Source organism: Streptomyces sp. NBC_01498, from assembly GCF_036327775.1.
In the GTDB taxonomy this organism is placed as follows: Bacteria; Actinomycetota; Actinomycetes; order Streptomycetales; family Streptomycetaceae; genus Streptomyces.
The window spans coordinates 89,928-111,544 of record NZ_CP109598.1; the positions used below are offsets into that span (position 1 = coordinate 89,928).

The window sequence follows — 21,617 nt, forward strand, 5'->3', positions numbered from 1 at the left end:
TCAGTTGAAGCTTCCCAGCTCGTCGTCCAGGATGCCGAGCAGTTCCTCGGCGGAGACGGAACTGAGTTCGGCCGGGCCGGAACCGGACGGCGCGCCGGCCCCCGCCGTGTCGGACCCCGCCCACCGGGCCGCCAGGGCGCCCAGTCGCAGGGCCACCCGGGACCGCTGGTCGGCGTCGACCGACTCCGGGTCGACGAGGGCTTCGAGCCGGATGACCTCCGCCTCCGCGTCGGGGGTGTCCGGCGCGTCGTCCGGGGTGATGCCCAGCTCGTCGAAGAGGTAGGCGGCGAGGGCGGTCGGCGTCGGGTAGTCGAAGGTGAGGGTGGTCGACAGCCGCAGACCGGTGTCCGCGCCGAGGCGGTTGCGCAGTTCGAGCGCGGAGAGGGAGTCGACGCCCAGTTCGCCGAAGCCGCGGTCGGTGTCGACGGCGTCCGCCCCGGTGTGGCCGAGGACGTCTCCGACATGGCCGCGCACGGTGTCCAGCAGCAGTCGCAGGGCGTCGGCCGCGCCGAGGGACGCGAGCCGGTCCGGCAGCGGCCGGGTGTCGGCGGCCGGTTCGGCGGTGATCTCGGCGGCCTTCGCCGCCGGGCGCGACGGGGCGGGCAGCAGCGCGCGGACGAGCGGCGGCGCGTCCTTGGTGGGGCGCAGCCGTACGGGCAGCAGGGCCGGCGCGTCGGTGGCGAGGGCCCGGTCGAACAGGGCGAGGGCGTGCGGGGCGGTCAGCGGTTCGATGCCGTCCCTGGCCAGCCTGCGCAGTTCGGCCTCGCCGAGTCCGCCCGCCATGCCGGTGCCGGTGTTCCACAGACCCCAGCCGAGGGACAGCGCGTGGTGGCCGGCGGCCCGCCGCCGGGCGGCGAGCGCGTCGAGGAAGGCGTTGGCGGCGGCGTAGTTGGCCTGCCCGGCGGCGCCGAGGGTGCCCGCCGCCGACGAGTACAGGACGAACGCCGACAGCTCCAGGTCACGGGTCAGTTCGTGCAGGTTCCAGGCCGCGTCGGACTTGGGCCGCAGGACGGTGTCGAACCGCTCGGGGGTCAGTTCGGTGACGAGGCCGTCGTCGAGGACTCCGGCGGCGTGCACGACGGCGGTCAGCGGGTGGGTCGCCGGGATGCCCGCCAGCAGGGCCGCGAGGGCCTCGCGGTCGGCCGCGTCGCAGGCCGCGACGGTGACCTCGGCGCCGAGGTCGCGCAGTTCCCGGGCACCGGAGTCGTCCCCGCTCCGTCCGCAGAGCAGCAGGTGCCGGACGCCGTACTCCGTGATCAGGTGGGCGGCGAGCAGCCGTCCGAGGCTGCCGGTGCCGCCCGTGACGAGGACGGTGCCGTCGGGCGTGAACCCGGTGAACGGCGTGGCGGGCAGGGCGGGTTCGGTGAGTTCGGGCAGATACGCGCGGCCGGCCCGCAGGGCGATCTCGGGTGCCCCGGTGGCCACGGCGGCGGGGATCGCCGTCTCGGAGGCGGGGTCGCCGTCGGTGTCGACCAGCACGAGGCGGCCGGGGTGTTCGACGGCGGCCGAGCGGACGAGGCCCCAGAGGGGGGCCTGGGCCGGGTCGGCGGGTTCCGAGACTCCGACGGCGCCGGTGGTGACGACGACGAGCGGTGCGCTTTGGTCCTCGTCGGCCAGCCGTTCCTGGAGGGCGGCGAGGGCGCGGGTGACGGCCTCCCGTGCGGCGGCGGGTGCGGCGGCGGCCGGGCCGGTGGCCGGGTCGAGGCGCAGCAGACGGGGCGCGGGGGTGTCGGGTCCGGGGGCCGTCGGGGTGGGGGCGGGGGTCCAGCGCAGTGCGTAGAGGCCGCCGCCGCGGGTGGGTGAGGCGGCGTCGAGCTGTTCGGCGGTGACCTGGCGGATGCGCAGCGCGGCCACCTCGGCGACGGGGGCGCCGTCGCCGTCGTACAGGCTCAGTGCCATGCGCTCGGTGCCGTGGGGGGTCAGGCGCAGGCGCAGCGTGGTGGCGCCGGTGCGGTGCAGGGTGACGCCCTCCCAGGAGAACGGCAGGGTCATCACGGTCGGGTCCTGCCCGGCGAGCAGGTCGATGGCGTGCAGGGAGGAGTCGAGGAGCGCGGGGTGCAGGCCGAAGGTGTCGGCGGGGGTGCTGTCGGGCAGGGCGAGTTCCGCGTACACCTCGTCGCCGAGGCGCCAGGCGGCGCGCAGGCAGCGGAAGGTGGGGCCGTAGTCGTAGCCCTGTTCGGCGAGGTGGGCGTAGGTGCCGGTGACGTCGACGGGCTCGGCGCCGGGGGGCGGCCAGGCGGTGAGCGGGTCGGGTACGGGGGTGGTGGCGGCCGTGAGGTATCCGGTGGCGTGCCGGCTCCAGGCGGCGGCGGTGTCGGTGATGTCGGGCCGGGCGTGGACGGCGACGGTCCTGCGTCCCGTGGTGTCCGGTGCGCCGGTCGTGACCTGGATCCGGACGGCGGTGTCGGGGTCGAGGACGAGGGGCCGTTCCAGGGTGAGTTCGTCGATGCCGCCGGCGCCTGTCCGGTCGGCGGCCAGGACGGCGAGTTCGACGAAGGCGCTGCCGGGCAGCAGGGTCACCCCGGCCACGGTGTGGTCGGCGAGCCAGGGGTGGGTGTCGAGGGCCAGCCGCCCGGTGAGCAGGGTGGTGTCGCTGTCGGCGAGGGTGAGGGCGGCGCCGAGCAGGGGGTGGGCGGCGGGGTCCTGGCCGAGGCCGCGGGCGTCGGCGGGCAGGGCCGGTGCGTCGTCCAGCCAGAAGCGCCGCCGCTGGAAGGGGTAGGTGGGCAGGGTGACGCGGCGGGCGCCGGGCGTGGGATAGGCGCGCTCCCGGTCGAGGGGGACGCCGCGTACGTGGAGGGTGGCGAGGGCGGTCGCGAGGGCTGCGGAGTCGTCGCGGTCGCGGCGCAGGGCGGGGACGAGGCCGGAGCGCTCGGGGTCGGCCAGGCTCTGGGTGGCCATGACGGTGAGGACGGCGTCGGGGCCGAGTTCGAGGAAGGTCCGGGCGCCGTCGGCCTCCAGGGTGCGGACGGCGTCGTGGAAGCGGACGGCTTCCCGGGCGTGGCGTACCCAGTAGGCGGGTGAGGTGAGTTCGTCGTCCGTGGCGCGGGCGCCGGTGAGGGCGGAGACGACGGGCACGGTGGGGGGTGTGAACGTGATGCCGCGTGCGACCTCTTCGTACGCGGCGAGCATCGGGTCCATGAGCGGGGAGTGGAAGGCGTGGCTGACCCGGAGTCGTTTGGTGCGGCGGCCGGTGAAGTGGGCGGCGAGTTTCTCGACCTCGTTCGCGGCGCCGGACACGACGACGGCGCTCGGTCCGTTGACGGCGGCGATGCCGACGAGCGGGGTGAGGTGGGGCAGGACCTCGGCCTCGGTGGCGTCGACGGCGAGCATGGCGCCGCCCTCGGGCAGGTCCTGCATGAGCCGTCCCCGGGCGGCGACGAGGCGGGCCGCGTCGGGCAGGGACATGACGCCTGCCGCGTGGGCGGCGGTGAGCTCGCCGATCGAGTGTCCGGCGAGCAGGCCGGGGCGTACGCCGAGGGAGTCGAGGAGCCGGAAGAGGGCGGTCTCGACGGCGAACAGGGCGCTCTGGGTGTAGAGGGTGCGGTCGAGGGCGGCGGCCTCGTCGGAGCCGGGTTCGGCGTGGATCACGTCGAGGAGCGGGCGGTCGAGGTGGCGGTCGAAGGCGGCGCAGACGGTGTCGAGCGCGTCGCGGTAGGCGGGGAAGGTGTCGTACAACTCCCTTCCCATGCGGGGGCGTTGGGCTCCCTGGCCGGTGAAGAGGAAGGCGAGGGCGCCGGGGGCGGGCTTGCCGCGTACGACGAGGGGGGAGGTGCCGCCGTCGGCGAGGGTGGTGAGGGCGGTGACGAGTTCGTCGCGGTCGCGGGCGACGACGGCGCCCCGGTGGGCGAGGGCGGCCCTGCCGGTGGCCAGCGCGTGGGCGAGGTCGGGCAGGGGGGTGTCGGCGACGGCGAGCAGGCTCCGGGCGTGGGCGGCGAGTCCTTCGGGGGTGTTTCCGGAGAGGAGGAGGGGCAGCAACGGGCGCTCGGTGTCAGCCGGTTCGGGGTCCGGGGTCGCGGGTGCGGGCGGGGCCTGTTCGATGATGACGTGGGCGTTGGTGCCGCTGATGCCGAAGGACGACACACCGGCGCGGCGGGGGTGGCCGGTCTCGGGCCAGTCGCGGGGCTCGCGGACCAGTTCCACGGCGCCGGCGGTCCAGTCGACCTGGCCGGACGCCTCGTCCACGTGGAGGGTTCCGGGGACGACGCCGTGCCGGATGGCGAGGACCATCTTCATGACGCCCGCGACACCGGCGGCGGCCTGGGTGTGGCCGAGGTTGGACTTGACCGATCCGAGGAGCAACGGGGCGTCGTCCGGGCGTCCTTGGCCGTAGGTGGCGAGGAGTGCCTGGGCCTCGATCGGGTCGCCGAGCGTGGTGCCGGTGCCGTGTCCCTCCACGGCGTCGACGTCGGTGGCGGACAGCCGGGCCCGGGAGAGAGCCGCGCGGATCACCCGTTGCTGGGACGGGCCGTTGGGCGCGGTGAGGCCGTTGGACGCGCCGTCCTGGTTGACGGCCGAGCCGCGTACGACGGCGAGCACCTCGTGGCCGAGCCGCTCCGCGTCGGAGAGCCGTTCGAGGAGGAGCATGCCGGCGCCCTCGGAGAGGGAGGTGCCGTCGGCGCCCGCCGCGAAGGACTTGGTGCGGCCGTCGGCGGCGAGGTTGCGCTGCCTGCTGAAGTCGACGAAGGCGTCCGGGGTGGACATGACCGACACGCCGCCGGCGAGGGCGAGGTCGCACTCGCCGCGCTGGAGGGCCTGTACGGCGAGGTGCAGGGCGACCAGGGAGGAGGAGCACGCGGTGTCGACGGAGAGGGTGGGGCCTTCGAGGCCGAGGGTGTAGGCGACCCGGCCGGAGGCGACGCTGCCGAGGCTGCCGTTGCCGAGGTAGTCCTTCACGGCGTCGGGCACGCGGGTGAGACGGCTGCCGTAGTCGTGGTACATGACGCCGGTGAAGACGCCCGTACGGCTGCCGCGTACCGCGTGCGGGTCGATGCCCGCGCGTTCCAGTGCCTCCCAGGACGTCTCCAGGAGCAGGCGCTGCTGCGGGTCCATGGCCAGTGCCTCGCGCGGGCCGATGCCGAAGAAGTCGGGTTCGAAGTCGGCGGCGTCGTGCAGGAATCCGCCGTGCAGGGTGCTGGTGCGGTCCTGGACGCCGGGTTCGGGGTCGTAGAGGGTGTCGAGGTCCCAGCCCCGGTCCGTGGGGAAGGCGGAGATGGCGTCGCCGCCGTCGGCGAGCAGGGCCCACAGGTCCTCGGGGGTGCGGACGCCGCCGGGGAAGCGGCAGCTCATGGCGACCAGGGCGACGGGCTCGTCCGTGTCGGCGCCGGTGACCGCGGCGGGTGCGGGTACGTCGTCGTCGGGGCCGACGAGTTCGGTGCGGAGCAGGCCGACGAGGGCGGTGGCGTCCGGGTGGTCGAAGACGAGCGTCGCGGGCAGCCGCAGGCCGGTGGCGGCGCCGAGGCGGTTGCGCAGTTCGACGGCCGTCAGGGAGTCGAAGCCGGTCTCGCGGAAGGAGCGGCGCGGGTCGAGCACCATGTCCCGGCCGTGGCCGAGGACGTCGGCGGCGTGGGTGCGGACGAGTTCGAGGAGCAGCGCGTCCTGTTCGGTGCGGGCGAGCGCGGCGAGGCGGTCGCGCAGGGTGGTGCCGCCGCTGCGGGCGGCGGCCCGGCGGCGGGCCGGCGGGGGCACGAGGCCGCTGAGGACGGCGGGGACGCGGTCGGCGCGGCGCAGCGTGGGGAGGTCGAGGCCGATCGGGAGGGCGACCGGGTCGTCGCCGGCCAGGGCGCGGTCGAGGAGGGCGAGCCCTTCGGCGGTGGGCAGCGGGCGGACACCGGAGCGGCGCATGCGGTCGACGTCGTCGTCGGTGAGGTGTCCGGTGAGGCCGGTGCGCTGTTCCCAGTAGCCCCAGACGAGGGAGAGGGCGGGCAGGCCGAGGGCCCGGCGGTGGTGGGCCAGGGCGTCGAGGTAGGCGTTGGCGGCAGCGTAGCCGGACTGGCCGGCGCCGTCGAGGGTGCCCGCGGCGGAGGAGAACAGGACGAACGCGGAGAGGTCAAGGTCGCGGGTGAGGTCGTGCAGATGCCGGGCGGCTTCCGCCTTGGGGGCGAGGACGGCGGCGAGCCGGTCGTCGGTGAGCGCGCTGACGAGTCCGTCGTCGAGGGCGCCGGCGAGGTGGACGATTCCGGTCAGCGGTGTTTCCGGGGGTACGGAGGCGAGCAGGGCGGCCAGTTGGTCCCGGTCGGCGACGTCGCAGCGGGCGGCGGTCACCTGGGCGCCGAGCTCCGCGAGGTCGGCCAGTTCGGCGAGGTCGTCGGCGGTGCCGCCGCTCCGGCTGACGAGCAGCAGGTGGCGTACGCCGTAGGTCCGGGCGAGGTGGCGGGCGACGAGCCGGCCGAGGACGCCGGTGCCGCCGGTGATCAGGACGGTGCCGTGGGCGGTGAAGGCGGGGTCGGGCGCGGCGGCGGGGCTGTCGGGTGTGCCGGTGGTACGGGAGGCGGGGCGGGCGAACCGGGGGACGAGCACGGTGCCCGCGCGCAGGGCCAGTTGGGGTTCGCCGCAGGCGACGGCCGCCGCGACGGCCGCGTCGACCGGGGTGGCCCGGTCGGCGTCGGCGAGGACGAACTGGCCGGGGTTCTCCTCCTGGGCGGCCCGGACCAGGCCCCAGACGGCGGCGGCGGCCGGGTCGCGGACCTCGTCGCCGCCGGCGGGGACGGCGTGGTCGGTGAGGAGGAGCAGGCGGGCGGAGCCGGTGCGTTCGGGCGCGGCCAGCCAGGTGCGGAGGGTGGTGAGGGCGGTGCGGGTGGCGGTCCGCAGCGCGGTCACGCCGTCGGCGGCGGGGTCGGTGCGCACGGGCAGTACGACGATGTCCGGGAGGTCGTGTGTGCCGTCGAGCAGCTGGGTCAGGGCGGTGGCCGGGTCGGCGTCGCCGGGGGCGGCGTCCGTACCGCCGAGGACGGTGTACGGGACCGGTGACGCCTGGCCGGGGGCGGGGGCCGGGACCCACTCCAGGGTGAAGAGGGCGTCCGGGCGGGCCGCGGCGCCGAGGGCGCCGGTGTCGACGGGGCGCGCGTGCAGGGCGCCCACGGTGGCGACGGGGCCGCCCGTGGTGTCGGCGAGGTACAGGGCGGGGGTGTCGCCGCCGACGACGTGGACGCGGAGTTCGCGGGCGCCGGTGGCGTGGAGCGCCACGTCGTTCCAGACGAACGGGAGCCGGGCGGGGCCGTCGTCGGGGATGCCGGCGCCCACCGCGTGCAGGGCGGCGTCGAACAGGGCGGGGTGCAGGCCGAAGCGGTCCGGCTCGACACCGGCGGGCAGTTCGACCTCGGCGAACGTCTCGTCGCCGCGCCGCCAGAGGGCGCGCAGGCCCTGGAAGGCGGGGCCGTAGTCGTAGCCCTGTGCGGCGAGTCCGTCGTACAGGCCGTCCAGGGGTACGGGCTGTGCCCCCGCCGGGGGCCAGGCTGCCAGGTCGAAGCCGGGTTCGGCCGTCTCGGGGGCCAGCAGGCCGGTGGCGACGGGGGTCCAGTCGGCGTCGTGGTCGTCGGGGCGGGCGTGCACGGTCAGGTCGCGGCGGCCGGTGGTGTCGGGTTCGGCGAGCCGTACCTGGAGCTGGACGGCGCCGCGGGCCGGGACGGGCAGCGGGGTCTGGAGGGTGAGTTCTTCGAGGTGGCCGCAGCCCGCCCGGTGGCCGGCGCCGAGGGCGAGTTCGACGAGGGCGGTGCCCGGCAGGAGGACGGTGCCGCCGACGCCGTGGTCGGCGAGCCAGGGCATGGTGGCGAGCGAGAGCCGGCCGGTGAGGAGCGTGCCGCCGTCGGCGACCGTGACGGCGGCGGCCAGCAGGGGGTGGCCGGTGGCGGCGAGGCCGGCGGCGCCCAGGTCGCCGGTGGCGGCGGAGGCGCCGAGCCAGTAGCGCTCGCGCTGGAAGGCGTACGTGGGCAGTTCGGCGGTCGGGTCGCCGGGGGCGGGGAGGGCGGGCGACCAGTCGACGGGGACGCCCCGGACGAACGCCTCCGCCAGTGAGGTGAGGAACCGGGCGGGGCCGCCCTCGTCGCGGCGCAGGGAGCCGACCCCGGTGATCCCGGTGCCGGCCGCGTCGGCGGTCTCCTCGATGCTGTGGAGCAGGACGGGGTGCGGGCTGCATTCGACGAACACGCCGTAGCCGGCGCCGAGCAGGACCTTGGTGGTGTCGCCGAACAGGACGCTGCCGCGCAGGTTGGTGTACCAGTACTCGGCGTCCATGGTGGTGGTGTCGAGGAGCGCGCCGGTGACGGTGGAGTAGAACGGCACCTCGGCGGCGCGGGGGCGTAGTCCGGCGAGGTCGGTCAGCAGCCGTTCGCGGATGGTCTCCACCTGGGCGGAGTGCGAGGCGTAGTCCACGGGGAGCCGTTTGGCGCGGGCGCCTTCGGCGACGAGGGCGTCCCGCAGGTCGTCCACGGCGTCGGCGTCGCCGGAGAGCACCACGGAGGAGGCGCCGTTGACGGCGGCCACCGACAGTCTGCCGCCGTACGCGGCGAGTTTGGGCCGCACCTCCTCGACGGGCAGTCCGACGGACATCATGGCGCCGCGCGCGGAGAGTTCGTCGGCGATGGCGCGGCTGCGCAGGGCCACCACCTTGGCGCCGTCGTCGACGGACAGCGCGCCGGCGACGACGGCGGCGGCGATCTCGCCCTGGGAGTGGCCGATCACGGCGGCGGGCCGCACGCCGTGGGCCTGCCACAGGCGGGCGAGGGAGACGAGGACCGCCCACAGGGCGGGCTGGACGACGTCGACGCGGTCGAGGGGTTCGCCGGCGCGGAGCACCTTCAGCAGGTCCCAGTCGGTGAACGGGGCCAGTGCCTCGGCACATTCGGTCATCGAGGCGGTGAACTCGGGTGAGGCGTCGATCAGTTCGGCGGCCATGCCGGTCCACTGGGAGCCCTGGCCGGGGAAGACGAAGGCGGTGCGGGACTCGCTGCGGCGCTCGCCGCGTACGAGGCCGGGGGCGCCCTCGCCGTCGGCGAGGGCGGTGAGCGCGGCGGTGACGGCGGGCCGGTCCGCGCCGACGACGACGGCGCGCCGGTCGAGGGCGGCGCGGGTGGTGGCGAGGGCGTGCGCGAGGCCGGGCAGGGAGGTGCCGGTGGTGTCGAGGTGGTCCAGCAGGCGGGCGGCCTGGCCGGCGAGTCCGTGCTCGCCCCGGGCGGACAGGACCAGCGGCAGGGGTCCGTGCGCCGTGTCCCCGGCGGCGGGGGCGGGTTCCGGGGTGCCGTCGGCGGCGGGGCTGTCGGCGGTCTCGTCCGGGGCCGCCTCGACGATGACGTGCGCGTTGGTGCCGCTGATGCCGAAGGAGGAGACGGCGGCACGCCGGGGTTCGCCGGTCTCGGGCCAGGGCCGGTTCTCGGTGAGGAGCCGTACGTCTCCGGCCTCCCAGTCGACCTGGGGGGTGCGGTCGTCGGCGTGCAGGGTCTTCGGGAGGCGGCCGTGGCGGATCGCCATGACCATCTTGATCACACCGGCGACGCCGGCGGCGGCCTGGGTGTGCCCGATGTTCGACTTGACGGAGCCGAGCCACAGGGGTTCCGCGTCGCCCCGGTCCTGGCCGTAGGTGGCGAGCAGCGCCTGCGCCTCGATGGGGTCGCCGAGCGGGGTGCCGGTGCCGTGGGCCTCGACGGCGTGCACCTGACGTGCCGTCAGTCCGGCGCCGGCCAGGGCCTGTCGGATGACGCGCTGCTGCGAGGGGCCGTTGGGCGCGGTGAGGCCGTTGGAGGCGCCGTCCTGGTTGGTGGCGCTGCCGCGGACGACCCCGAGCACCCGGTGCCCGTTGCGGCGGGCGTCGGAGAGCCGTTCCAGGAGGAGCATGCCGACGCCCTCGCCCCAGCCGGTGCCGTCGGCGGAGGCGGCGAAGGACTTGCAGCGGCCGTCGAGGGCGAGACCGCGCTGCTTGCTGAAGTCGACGAAGGTGTCGGGGGTCGACATGACGGTGACGCCGCCGGCCAGCGCGAGGGTGCACTCGCCCTGGCGCAGCGACTGCACGGCGAGGTGCAGGGCGACCAGTGAGGAGGAGCAGGCCGTGTCGATGGTGACGGCGGGTCCCTCCAGGCCGAGGGTGTAGGAGACGCGGCCGGAGGCGACGCTGCCGAGGCTGCCGTTGCCGAGGTAGCCCTCGACCTCTTCGGGGACCTCGGTGAGCCAGCTGCCGTAGTCGTGGTACATGACGCCCGCGAAGATGCCGGTACGGCTGCCGCGTACGGTCTCCGGGTCGATGCCCGCGCGCTCGAACGCCTCCCAGGACGTCTCCAGCAGCAGTCGCTGCTGGGGGTCGGTGGCGAGGGCCTCGCGCGGGGAGATGCCGAAGAACTCGGCGTCGAACAGGGGGGCGTCGTGGAGGAATCCGCCTTCGCGCACATGGGTCTTGCCGGGTGCGTCGGGGTCGGGGTCGTACAGCCCGTCGACGTCCCAGCCCCGGTCGGCGGGGAAGTCGCCGATCGCGTCGGCCCCCTCGTCGACGAGACGCCACAGCTCCTCGGGCGAGGTGACACCGCCGGGGTAGCGACAGCTCATCGCGACGATGGCGACGGGTTCGCGCGCGGCGTCGGTGAGCTTCTCGTTCTCCTGGCGCAGCCGCTCGCTCTCCAGGAGCGACTCGCGCAGCGCCTCGACGATCTGTTCGACGGATGTGTCCACGGTTGGGGTCGCTCCCTGGTTGCTCGACCGTGCCTGTGTCGCGCGGCCGCGGGTCGTGTGGCGTGGGTCATGCGGCGTGGGGCCGTACGGGCGTGCCGCGCCGTGCGGCGGTCGGGGGTCAGCCGGAGGCGCCCCGGTCGAGGGCGGCGCGGACGAGGTCGGCGACGGCCATGTCCTTGATCGCGTCGGTCCGGTCGGGGGCCTGGGCCGCCGGTGCGGGCGTCGGCGTGCCGCCGGGCGCGGGCGGGGTGCCCGCGTCGCGGCCCATCGCCATGAGCGTGTCGAGCAGCCCGGAGCGGCGCAGGTTCTCCACCGGGATCCGGGCGAGCAGGTCACGGACGGTGGACTCGTCGTGGTCCCCCGCCGCCCCGCCCCGCTCCGCCGGGCCGGGCCCGGGGGCGATCGTCGCCAGCAGGAAGTCGGCGAGGGCCGCCGGGGTCGCGTGGTCGAAGATCATCGTGGAGGGCAGCCGCAGTCCGCTGACGGTGTTGAGCCGGTTGCGGAGTTCCACGGCGGCCAGGGAGTCGAAGCCGAGGTCGGTGAACGCCTTGCGGGGCTCGACCGCGAGGGGCCCGTCGTGGCCGAGGACGGCGGCGACCTCGGTGCGTACCGCTTCGAGGACGGTGAACCCGTGGTCGGCCGCGGGGGTGGTCGCGAGCCGCTCCGCGAGGGTGAGCCGGGGTGTCTCCCGTGTCTCGCGGCGCGCGGCGGCGGGCACGAGGCCGCGCAGGGCGGCGGGCAGGTCGTCGCCGCGCCGGCGCAGGGCGGCGGTGTCCAGCCGTACGGGGACGAGGGTGGTGAGTCCGGAGCCGACGGCGGTGTCGAAGAGGGCCAGTCCCTCGTCGGCCGTCAGGGCGCCGATGCCGGAGCGCTCGATACGGCGGAGGTCGGCGTCGGTGAGGGACGCGCCCATGCCGCCGCCCTCGGACCACAGGCCCCAGGCGAGGGACACGGCGGGCAGGCCGGTGGAGGCGCGGTGCTCGGCGAGGGCGTCGAGGAAGGCGTTGGCGGCGGCGTAGTTGCCCTGGCCGCCGGCGTCCAGGGTGCCGGCCGCCGAGGAGAACAGCACGAAGTGCGCGAGGTCCTGATCCTTCGTCAGTTCGTGCAGGTGCCAGGCCGCGTCGGCCTTGGGGCGGAGCACGGTGTCGACGCGCCCGGGGGTGAGCGAGGTGACGGTGCCGTCGTCGAGGACGCCCGCCGTGTGGACGACGCTGTCGACGCGGTGGCGCTGGAGGAGCCGGGCGAGTGCGGCGCGGTCGCCGACGTCGCAGCTCACCACCCGGGCGCGGGCGCCGAGTTCGGCGAGGTCCGCGACGAGCCGGTCACTGCCGGGGGCGGCGGTGCCGCTGCGGCTCGCGAGGACGAGGCGGGTGACGCCGTGCCGGGCGGCCAGGTGGCGGGCGACGAGCGCGCCGAGGCCGCCGGTGCCGCCGGTGATCAGGACGGTGCCCCAGTCGGGGGTCTCGGCCGCCGGGGCGGGGCGGGCCCTGGTCAGCCGGGGGGCGCTCAACTCGGCTCCGCGCACGATCAGTTCGGGTTCCCCGGTGGCGAGTACGGCGGCGAGCGCGGCGCGGGTGAGGCTGCCCTCGTCGACGCGGACGAGGACGGTGCGGCCGGGTTCCTCGGCCTGGGCGGCGCGTACCAGTCCGCGCACGGTGGCGCCGACGAGTCCGGGGCCGGTCGCCACGACCAGCGTGGCGTCGGCGTGGCGGGGGTCGGCGGGCCAGCGGCCGAGGACGGGGAGCACCGTGTCGAGGGCGGTGCGCAGCGCGGCGGGGACGTCGCTCGGCACGCCGTGGGTCTCGGGTACGGGCAGGACGACCACGTCGGCGGGCTCGGTGAGGTCGGCGGGGGTGGCGGCGAGCGGGGCGCCGAGCCCGAGGTCGTCGTCGCCGAGGACGGCGTAGCGCGGGGCGGGGCGGGTGCCGGTGTGCGGGGGCAGCGGTACGGGGACGACGGTGTACAGCGAGTCGTCGCCGCCGTTCAGTCCGCCGGCGGTGACGGGGCGGGTCAGGTAGGAGGCGACGGAGACGAGGGGGACGCCGTCGGTGTCGGCGAGGTCGAGCCGGATCTCCTTGTCGGCGCCGCGTACGAGGCGGACCCGGGCCGTGTGGGCTCCGGCGGCGTGCAGGGTGACGCCGTTCCAGGCGAACGGCAGGTGGACGCCGTCGCCCTCGCCGCCGGGCCGGTCGTCGTCGGTGTCGAGGAACGACGAGACGTGCAGGGCGGCGTCGAGCAGCGCGGGGTGGATACCGAAGCGCGCGGCGTCGGACCGGGCCGTGGCGGGGAGCGCGAGTTCGGCGTAGACCTCCCCGCCGCGCCGCCAGGCGGCGCCGACGCCCCGGAAGACGGGGCCGTAGTCGTAACCGTCGGCGCTCATCCGCTCGTACAGCGCGGTGGTGTCGACGGGGGTGGCGCCGGGGGGCGGCCAGGTGCCTACGGGTTCGGCGGGGGTGGCCTCGCGGCCGAGGACGCCGGTGGCGTGGCGGGTCCACTCGGCGGCGTCGCCCTCGCTCTCGGGTCGGGAGAAGATCTCCACGGTGCCGTCGGCGCCCGCCGCGACCTGGAGCTTGACCGCGCCGGTGCCGGGCAGCACCAGGGGTGCCTGGAGGGTGAGTTCTTCGAGGACGGGCAGGCCCACGAGGTCGCCGGCCAGGACGGCCAGGTCCACCAGGGCGGTACCGGGCAGCAGGGTGGTGCCGAGGACGGCGTGTTCGGCGAGCACGGGGTGGGTGGTGGTGGAGACGCGTCCGGTCAGCAGGATGTCGTCGGAGCCGGCCCGCCGGACGACGGCGCTGACGAGCGGGTGGTCGACGGGGGTGAGGCCGAAGCCGTCGGCGTCGCCCCGGACGGCGGGGATGTCGAGCCAGAAGCGGCGGTGCGCGAAGGCGTACGTGGGCAGCTCGACGGGTTCGGCGGGGCGTCCGCCGTACAGGGCGGGCCAGTCGACGTCCGTGCCCCGGGTGTGCAGGGCGGCGACGGCGCCGAGCAGGTCGCGCAGCGGGTCGCGGTCCTTGCGGGCGGCGGGGACGAAGGCGCTGTCGGCCGTCTCGGGCAGGCAGTCGGGGCCGAGGGCGGTGAGGACGGCGGCGGGTCCGATCTCCAGGAAGGTGTCGACGCCCTGGGTGTGCAGGGTGGTGACGGCGTCGGCGAAGCGGACGGTCTCCCGTACGTGCCGGACCCAGTAGTCGGCGGAGCGCAGTTCGTCGGCGCTCGCGGTGCGGCCGGTGAGGGTGGACACGACGGGGACGCGCGGTTCGGCGGTGGGCAGGGCGGCGACGACGGCGCGGAAGTCGTCGAGCATGGCGTCCATGCGCGGCGAGTGGAAGGCGTGGGAGACGCGCAGCCGTTTGGCGGAGTCCAGGCCCCCGGTGAGGGCGAGGACGGTGTCCTCGTCGCCGGAGACCACCACGGCGCGGGGGCCGTTGACGGCGGCGATGCTGGTGCGGGCGTCGAGCAGGGGCCGTATCTCGTCCTCGGTGGCGCGGACGGAGACCATGGCGCCGCCCTCGGGCAGTGCCCCCATCAGCCGGCCCCGGGCGCCGACGGCCGTGGCGGCGGCCTCCAGGGACCAGACGCCCGCGACGTGGGCGGCGGCGAACTCGCCCACGGAGTGCCCGGCGAGCGCGTCGGGGCGCACGCCCCAGGACTCCAGCAGACGGCAGAGGGCGACCTGGGTCGCGAAGAGCGCGGCCTGGGTGTAGGCGGTCTGCTCCAGCAGGTCGGAGCGGTCGCCGAACACCACGTCGGCCAGGGGGTGTTCGAGGTCCCGGTCGAGCAGGGCGGCTGCCGCGTCGAAGTGTTCGGCGTACACGGGCCAGGTGTCGTACCAGGCGCGGCCCATGCCGGGGCGCTGGGCGCCCTGGCCGGAGAAGAGGAAGGCGGTGGTGCCGTCGGTGACGGTGCCGGTGATCAGCCCGTCGTGGTCGGCGCCCCCGGCGAGGGCGTCGAGTCCGGCGGTGGTCCCGGCGCGGTCGGCGGTGAGCAGTACGGCGCGGTGGGGGTGGGTGGCGCGCCGGGTGGTGAGGGCGTGGCCGAGGTCGGCGGGGTGGGCGTCGACGGCGCGCAGGGCGGCGGCCTGGCCGCGCAGCGCGTCGGCGGAGCGCGCGGAGACGGGCACGGGGGTGGGCGTCGGCAGGCCGGGCTCGTCGGCGGCCGGCCGCGGTGCGGCGGCGGGCCCCCGCGGGTCGGCGGCGGGCTGTTCGATGATGACGTGGGCGTTGGTGCCGCTGATGCCGAACGAGGAGATGCCGGCGCGCAGCGGTCCCTCGGGGCGGTGCCACGCCTGGTCCTCGGTGAGCAGCCGTACCGCGCCGGCGTCCCAGTCGACCTGGTCGGACGGCGCGTCGACGTGCAGGGTGCGGGGCAGGGTCGTGTGCCGCATCGCCATGATCATCTTGATCACGCCGGCGACTCCGGCGGCGGCCTGGGTGTGCCCGATGTTCGACTTGACGGAGCCGAGCCACAGCGGCCGGTCCAGCGGCCGGTCCTGGCCGTAGGTGGCGAGCAGCGCCTGGGCCTCGATGGGGTCGCCGAGGGTGGTGCCGGTGCCGTGTCCCTCGACGGCGTCGACGTCGCCGGGCTTCAGTCCGCCCGCGTCGAGGGCGGCGCGGATGACGCGCTGCTGGGAGGGGCCGTTGGGCGCGGTGAGTCCGTTGGACGCGCCGTCGGAGTTGACGGCGGAGCCGCTGACCACGGCGAGGACCTGGTGGCCGTTGCGGCGGGCGTCGGAGAGGCGTTCCATCACCAGCATGCCGACGCCCTCGCCCCAGCCGGTGCCGTCGGCGGCGGTCGCGAAGGACTTGCAGCGTCCGTCGCTCGCCAGTCCGCGCTGTCTGCTGAAGTCGACGAACGTGTCGGGGGTCGACATGACGGTGACGCCGCCGACCAGCGCGAGGGAGCATTCGCCGCCGCGCAGCGCCTGGGCGGCCAGGTGCAGGGTGACCAGGGACGAGGAGCACGCGGTGTCGACGGTGAGCGCGGGGCCCTCCAGTCCGAGCGCGTAGGCGACGCGGCCGGACACGACGCTGCCCAGGCTGCCGTTGCCGAGGTACGCGGCCACGTCGTCCGGTACGTCGGTGAGCCAGCTGCCGTAGTCGTGGTACATGACGCCCGCGAACACGCCGGTGGCGCTGCCGCGCAGCGCGTCGGGGTCGATGCCCGCGCGTTCGCACGCCTCCCAGGACACTTCGAGCAGCAGCCGCTGCTGCGGGTCCATGGCGGCGGCCTCGCGGGGGCTGATGCCGAAGAAGTCGGCGTCGAACTCGGCGGCGTCGTAGAGGAATCCGCCTTCGCGGGCGTACGTCCGGCCGGGCTTGCCGGGCTCGGGGTCGTACAGTGCCTCGGCGTCCCAGCCCCGGTCGGCGGGGAAGCCGCCGATCGCGTCCGTGCCGTCGGCGACCAGCCGCCAGAGGTCCTCGGGGGACCGTACGCCGCCGGGGAAGCGGCAGCTCATGCCGACGATCGCGATCGGTTCGTCGGTCCTGGCGGTGCCGGGCGCGGGGGCGGTGGCGTCGGTGGCGCTGTCCTCGGGTCCGTACAGCGTCTCGCGCAGATGGGCGGCGAGGGCCTTGGAGTTGGGGTGGTCGAAGACCAGGGTGGAGGGCAGGCGCAGCCCGGTGGCGGTGCCCAGCCGGTTGCGCAGTTCGACGGCGGCGAGCGAGTCGAAGCCGAGTTCGGTGAAGGCGCGGGCAGGCGGGACGGCGGCGGCGCTGTCGTGCCGCAGGACGGCGGCGACCTCGGTGCGCACCAGGTCCAGCAGGGCGCGGTCGCGTTCCCGGGGCGGCAGGGAGGCGGCGGACGGGGCGCCGTGCGCGGCGGGGGCGGCGACGGGGGCGGTGTGCCGGGGGGCGGGCCGGACGATACGGCTGAGCAGGGGCGGCACTCCCCCGGCCCGGCCGCGGACGGCGGCGGCGTCGACCTCGACGGGCACGACGCGGGTCTCGTCGGTCCGCACGGCGGCGTCGAAGAGTTCCAGGGAGCGGGCGGCGCTGAGTCCGGGCATGCCGTGGCCGGCGATGCGTTCGAGTGCCGTGGTGTCGAGGGCCGCGCCCATGCCGGTGTCGGTGGCCCACAGGCCCCAGGACAGGGCGGTGGCGGGCAGGCCGAGGGTGGCGCGGTGTTCGGCGAGGGCGTCGACGAAGGCGTTGGCGGCGGCGTAGTTGCCCTGGCCGGCGCCGTCGAGGACGGCGGCGAGTGAGGAGAACAGCACGAACGCGGAGAGCGGCCGGTCGCGGGTGAGTTCGTGCAGATGCCAGGCGCCGTCGGCCTTGGCGCGGAAGACCTCGTCCACGAGTTCGTCGGTGAGGGTGCCGATCACCCCGTCGTGGACGATGCCCGCCGCGTGGACGACGGAGTCGACGGGGTGGCGGTCGAGCAGGTCGGCGAGGGCGGTCCGGTCGCCGACGTCACAGCCGACGACGGTGGCGGTGGCTCCCGCCCCGGCGAGTTCCGCGACCAGTTCGGGTGCGCTGCCGCGCCGGCCGACGAGGACGAGGTCGCGCACGCCGTGCCGGGTGACGAGGTGGCGGGCGAGCAGTCCGCCCAGTCCGCCGGTGCCGCCGGTGATCAGGACCCGGCCCCAGACGGGCGGGGTGCCGGTGCCGGCCGGCAGCGCCGTCAGCCGGGGGGCGGTCAACTCGCCGCCGGAGACGAGCACTTCCGGTTCCCCGGTGGCCAGGGCGGCGGCGAGCAGGGGGTCGGGCAGTTCGCCGTCGTGCCGGACGAGGACGAAGCGGCCGGGGTTCTCGGCCTGCGCGGAGCGCACCAGGCCCTCGATGGGCGCGTGCGCGAGGGAGGTGGAGGTGACGACGGCGAGCGGCGCGGCGCCGGACCGGTCCTCGGTGAGCCAGGACTGGAGGACCCGCAGGGTGCGGGCGGTCGCGGCGCGGGCTCCCGTGAGGGGTTCCTCGTCGCCGACGGGGACACGGAACACCACGGCGGTGGGCTCCGGGGCGCCGTCCGCCGCCGGGTCGTCCAGTTCGGCGAGGTGTCCGGCGTCCGCGCCGGAGGGCGCCGCGACGGGGTGGGCGCGCAGCGTGTACAGGGTGTCGGCGCCCGGTACGGGCCGGGAGACCAGGCCCGCGACCTCGGCGACGGGCGCCCCCGTGGCGTCGGTGAGCAGCAGCGCGAGGGAGTCGTGACCGGTGCGGGTGAGGCGTACGCGGACGGCGGCGGCGCCCGAGGCGTGGAGCGTGACGCCGGTCCAGGCGAACGGGACGAGGATCTCGCCCCGGCGGGCCGGGGAGGAGCCGTCGGGGTCGTCGGGGGAGGTGTCGTCGTCGGAGGCGTGCAGGGCCGCGTCGAGCAGCGCCGGGTGCAGGCCGAAGCCTGCCGGGTCGGCGGTCCCGGCGGGCAGGGCGACCTCGGCGTACGTGACGTCGCCGTGCCGCCAGGCGGCGGTGACGCCCCGGAAGGCGGGGCCGTACGCGTAACCCCGCCCGTCCAGCGTGTCGTACAGGCCGCTCACGTCGACGGGTTCGGCGCCGGGCGGCGGCCAGCTCTCCGGTCCTGCGGGGGCGGGGGCCGGGGCGGTGGCGAGGACGCCCGCCGCGTGCTGGGTCCAGGGGCCGGTGCCGGCGCTCTCGGGGCGGGAGTGGACGGTCAGCGGGATCCGGCCGCTCGCGTCCTGTTCGCCGACGGCGACCTGGACGGCGACGCCGGTGCCGTCGGGCGGGAGCACGAGGGGCGCGCCGAGGGTGAGTTCCTCCACGGACGTGGCGCCGGCCTGTCCGGCGGCGTGCAGGGCGAGTTCCACGAACGCGGTGCCCGGGAAGAGGATGCGGCCGTCGATGACATGGCCGGCGAGCCAGGGGTGGGTGCGGGTGGAGAGCCGTCCGGTGAGGACGACGCCCTGGGCGCCGACGGCGACCACGGCGCCGAGCAGCGGGTGTCCGGCGGGCAGTTGGCCGAGTCCGGCGGCGTCGACGGTGCCGCTGCCCTGTTCGAGCCAGAAGCGCCGGCGCCGGAAGGGGTAGGTGGGCAGCGCGACCGGCCGGGCCCCGGTGCCGTCGAAGAAGCGCCGCCAGTCGACGGGCACTCCCCTGCCGTACGCGAACGCCAGCGCGCCCATGGCCTCGGGCACTTCGGGCCGGTCGCGGCGCAGCAGCGGGGCGAAGGCGGTGTCCTCGTGGCGGGCGCCGTCCTGGCCCATGACGCTGAGGACCGCGTCGGGGCCGAGTTCGAGGAAGGTGCGGGCCCCGGAGTCCTCCAGGGCGCCGACGGCGTCGTGGAAGCGGACCTGGGCGCGGACGTGCTCGACCCAGTACTCGGGGTCGAGCATCTCCTCGCCCGCGAGGCGGCCGGTCACGGTCGACACGACGGGCAGGGTGGGTGTCCGGTAGGCGAGGGTCTTGGTGACGCGGCGGAACTCCTCCAGCACGGGTTCCATCAGCGGGGAGTGGAAGGCGTGCGAGACCCTGAGCCGCTTGGTGTCCCGGCCGCGGCCCGCCAGCTCCCCGGCGACGGCGAGGACGTCGTCCTCGGCGCCGGAGACGACGACCGAGTCGGGGCCGTTGACGGCGGCGATGCCGGTACGGGGGGTGAGCAGCGGCGCGACCTCGTCGGGGGTGGCGCGGACGGCCACCATGGCGCCTCCGGCGGGCAGTTCGCTCATGAGCCGGCCCCGGGTGGTGACGAGGATGGCCGCGTCCTCCAGGGACAGGACTCCGGCGACGTGCGCGGCGGTGATCTCGCCGATGGAGTGGCCCGCGAGGTAGTCGGGGGTCAGGCCCCAGCTCTCGGCGAGGCGGAACAGCGCGGTCCCGACGGCGAAGAGCGCGGGCTGCGCGTACTCGGTGCGGTGCAGAAGGGCGGCGTCCGGGCCGTCCGGGTCGGCGAACAGGATGTCGCCGAGCGGGCGGTCGAGGTGCATGTCGAGGTAGGCGAGGGCGTCGTCCAGGGCGTCGGCGAACACCGGGTGGGCGTCGGCGAGTTCGGCGCCCATGGCGAGGCGCTGGCTGCCCTGGCCGGTGAAGAGGAAGGCGAGCTTTCCGGCGACGGTGGTGGTCACCGGGGCGGCGCCGTCGGCGAGGGCGGCGAGCGCGGCGCGCAGTTCCTCGCGGTCGTCGGTGACGACGACGGCCCGTTCGTCCAGGGCGGTGCGGGTGGTGGCGAGGGAGAGCGCGAGGTCGGCGAGCGCGGCGGGTTCGGCGCCGTCGGTGTGGTCGGGGTGGTCGGTGTGGCCGAGCAGCGGGAGGAGGTCTGCGGCGCGGGCGCGCAGCGCCTCCTCGCCCCGGCCGGAGAGCACGAACGGCAGGACGGCGGCCACGGCGGGCAGGCCGCCGTCAACCGGCTCCGCCACCGGCTCGGGCGTCGCCTCCTCCGGGGCCTCCAGGACCAGGTGCGCGTTGGTGCCGCTGACGCCGAACGAGGAGACGCCCGCGCGCCGGGGCCGGCCCGTCTCGGGCCAGGGCCGCGCCTCGGTGACCAGTTCCACCGCGCCGCCGGTCCAGTCGACGTGCGGGGTCGGCTCGTCGATGTGCAGGGTCCGGGGCACCCGGCCGTGCCGCATGCCGAGGACCATCTTGATGACACCGGCCACACCCGCCGCGCCCTGGGTGTGCCCGAGGTTGGACTTGACGGAGCCGAGCAGCAGCGGGGCGTCCTCGGGCCGGTCCTGGCCGTATGTGGCGAGGATGGCGTCGGCCTCGATGGGGTCGCCGAGCCGGGTGCCGGTGCCGTGGGCGTCGACCACGTCGACGTCGGCGGCGGTGAGGCCCGCGTTGGCGAGGGCCTGGCGGATCAGGCGCTGCTGGGAGGTGCCGCTGGGGGCGGTGAGTCCGTTGGACGCGCCGTCCTGGTTGATGGCGGAGCCCCGGACGACGGCGAGGACGCGGTGGCCGTTGCGGCGGGCGTCGGAGAGCCGTTCGAGGACGAGGATGCCGACGCCCTCGGCGAAGCCCGTGCCGTCGGCGGCGGCGGCGAACGCCTTGCACCTGCCGTCGGGCGCCAGTCCGCGCTGCCGGCTGAACGCGGTGAAGACGCCGGGCCCGCCCATGACGGCGACGCCGCCCGCGAGCGCGAGGGAGGACTCGCCCCGGGCGAGGGACTGGCAGGCGAGGTGCAGCGCGACGAGGGAGGCGGAGCAGGCGGTGTCGACGGTGACGGCGGGGCCCTCGGCGCCCAGGACGTAGGCGACACGTCCGGAGATGACGCTGGAGGCGTTGCCGGTGAGCAGATAGGCGTCGAGCCCATCGGGGGCGTCGTGCAGGCGGGGCCCGTACTCCTGGATCTCGGCGCCGACGAACGTGCCGGTGGAGCTGCCGTGCAGGGTGCGCGGGTCGATGCCCGCGTCCTCCAGCGCGTGCCAGGCGGTCTCCAGCACCAGCCGCTGCTGGGGGTCCATGCCGAGCGCCTCGCGCGGGCTGATGCCGAAGAAGTCGGCGTCGAACCCGGTGGCGGTGGTGAGGAATCCGCCGGCGCGCGCGTAGCTGCTGCCGGGCGTGTCGGGGTCGTCCCCGAAAAGCGCGTCCAGGTCCCAGCCGCGGTCGTCGGGGAACGAGGACAGCACCTCGCCGCCCCGGTCGAGCAGCCGCCACAGGTCGTCGGGCGTGTCGACGCCGCCGGGGAAGCGGCAGCCGATGCCCACGATCGCGACCGGTTCGTCGTCGCCGGTGTGCTCGGCGGCGACCGGTGCCTCGGCAACGGCGCCGAGGGCTTCGGCGATCAGCCGGTCGGCGAGGACCTCGGCGGTGGGGCAGTCGTACGCGACGGTCACGGGCAGCCGCAGCCCGGTCTCCTCGGTGAGCCTGCGGTGCAGGTCGACGGCGGCCAGCGAGTCGAGGCCGAGGTCGGCGAACGGCAGTGAGGTGTCGACCCGGCCGAGTTCGGGGCGGGCGGCCCGCAGCGCCGCGCCGAGGTGGTCGCTCACCCGTTCGAGGACCAGCCTGCGGCGCTCCGACGGCGCGGTGGCGGCCAGCAGTCGGGCCAGTGCCGAGTCCGAACCGGTCGTGTTCATCGACGCATCT

2 protein-coding genes are annotated in these 21,617 nt (G+C 76.1%); both read right to left on the minus strand.

The features are described from left to right. Window positions 1–10,650 (minus strand): type I polyketide synthase, encoded by a 10,650-nt coding sequence (locus OG875_RS00380; RefSeq protein WP_330172172.1) that lies wholly within the window; start codon window positions 10,648–10,650, stop codon window positions 1–3. A gap of 118 nt (window positions 10,651–10,768) precedes the next feature. After that, window positions 10,769–21,607, minus strand: a complete 10,839-nt coding sequence (locus OG875_RS00385) for a type I polyketide synthase (protein WP_330172173.1) — start codon at window positions 21,605–21,607, stop codon at window positions 10,769–10,771. Window positions 21,608–21,617 lie beyond the last annotated feature (10 nt).

Excerpts from the sequence above, each read along its gene's own strand:
- OG875_RS00385 (WP_330172173.1), bottom strand. The coding sequence starts at position 21,607 with ATGAACACGACCGGTTCGGACTCGGCACTGGCCCGACTGCTGGCCGCC.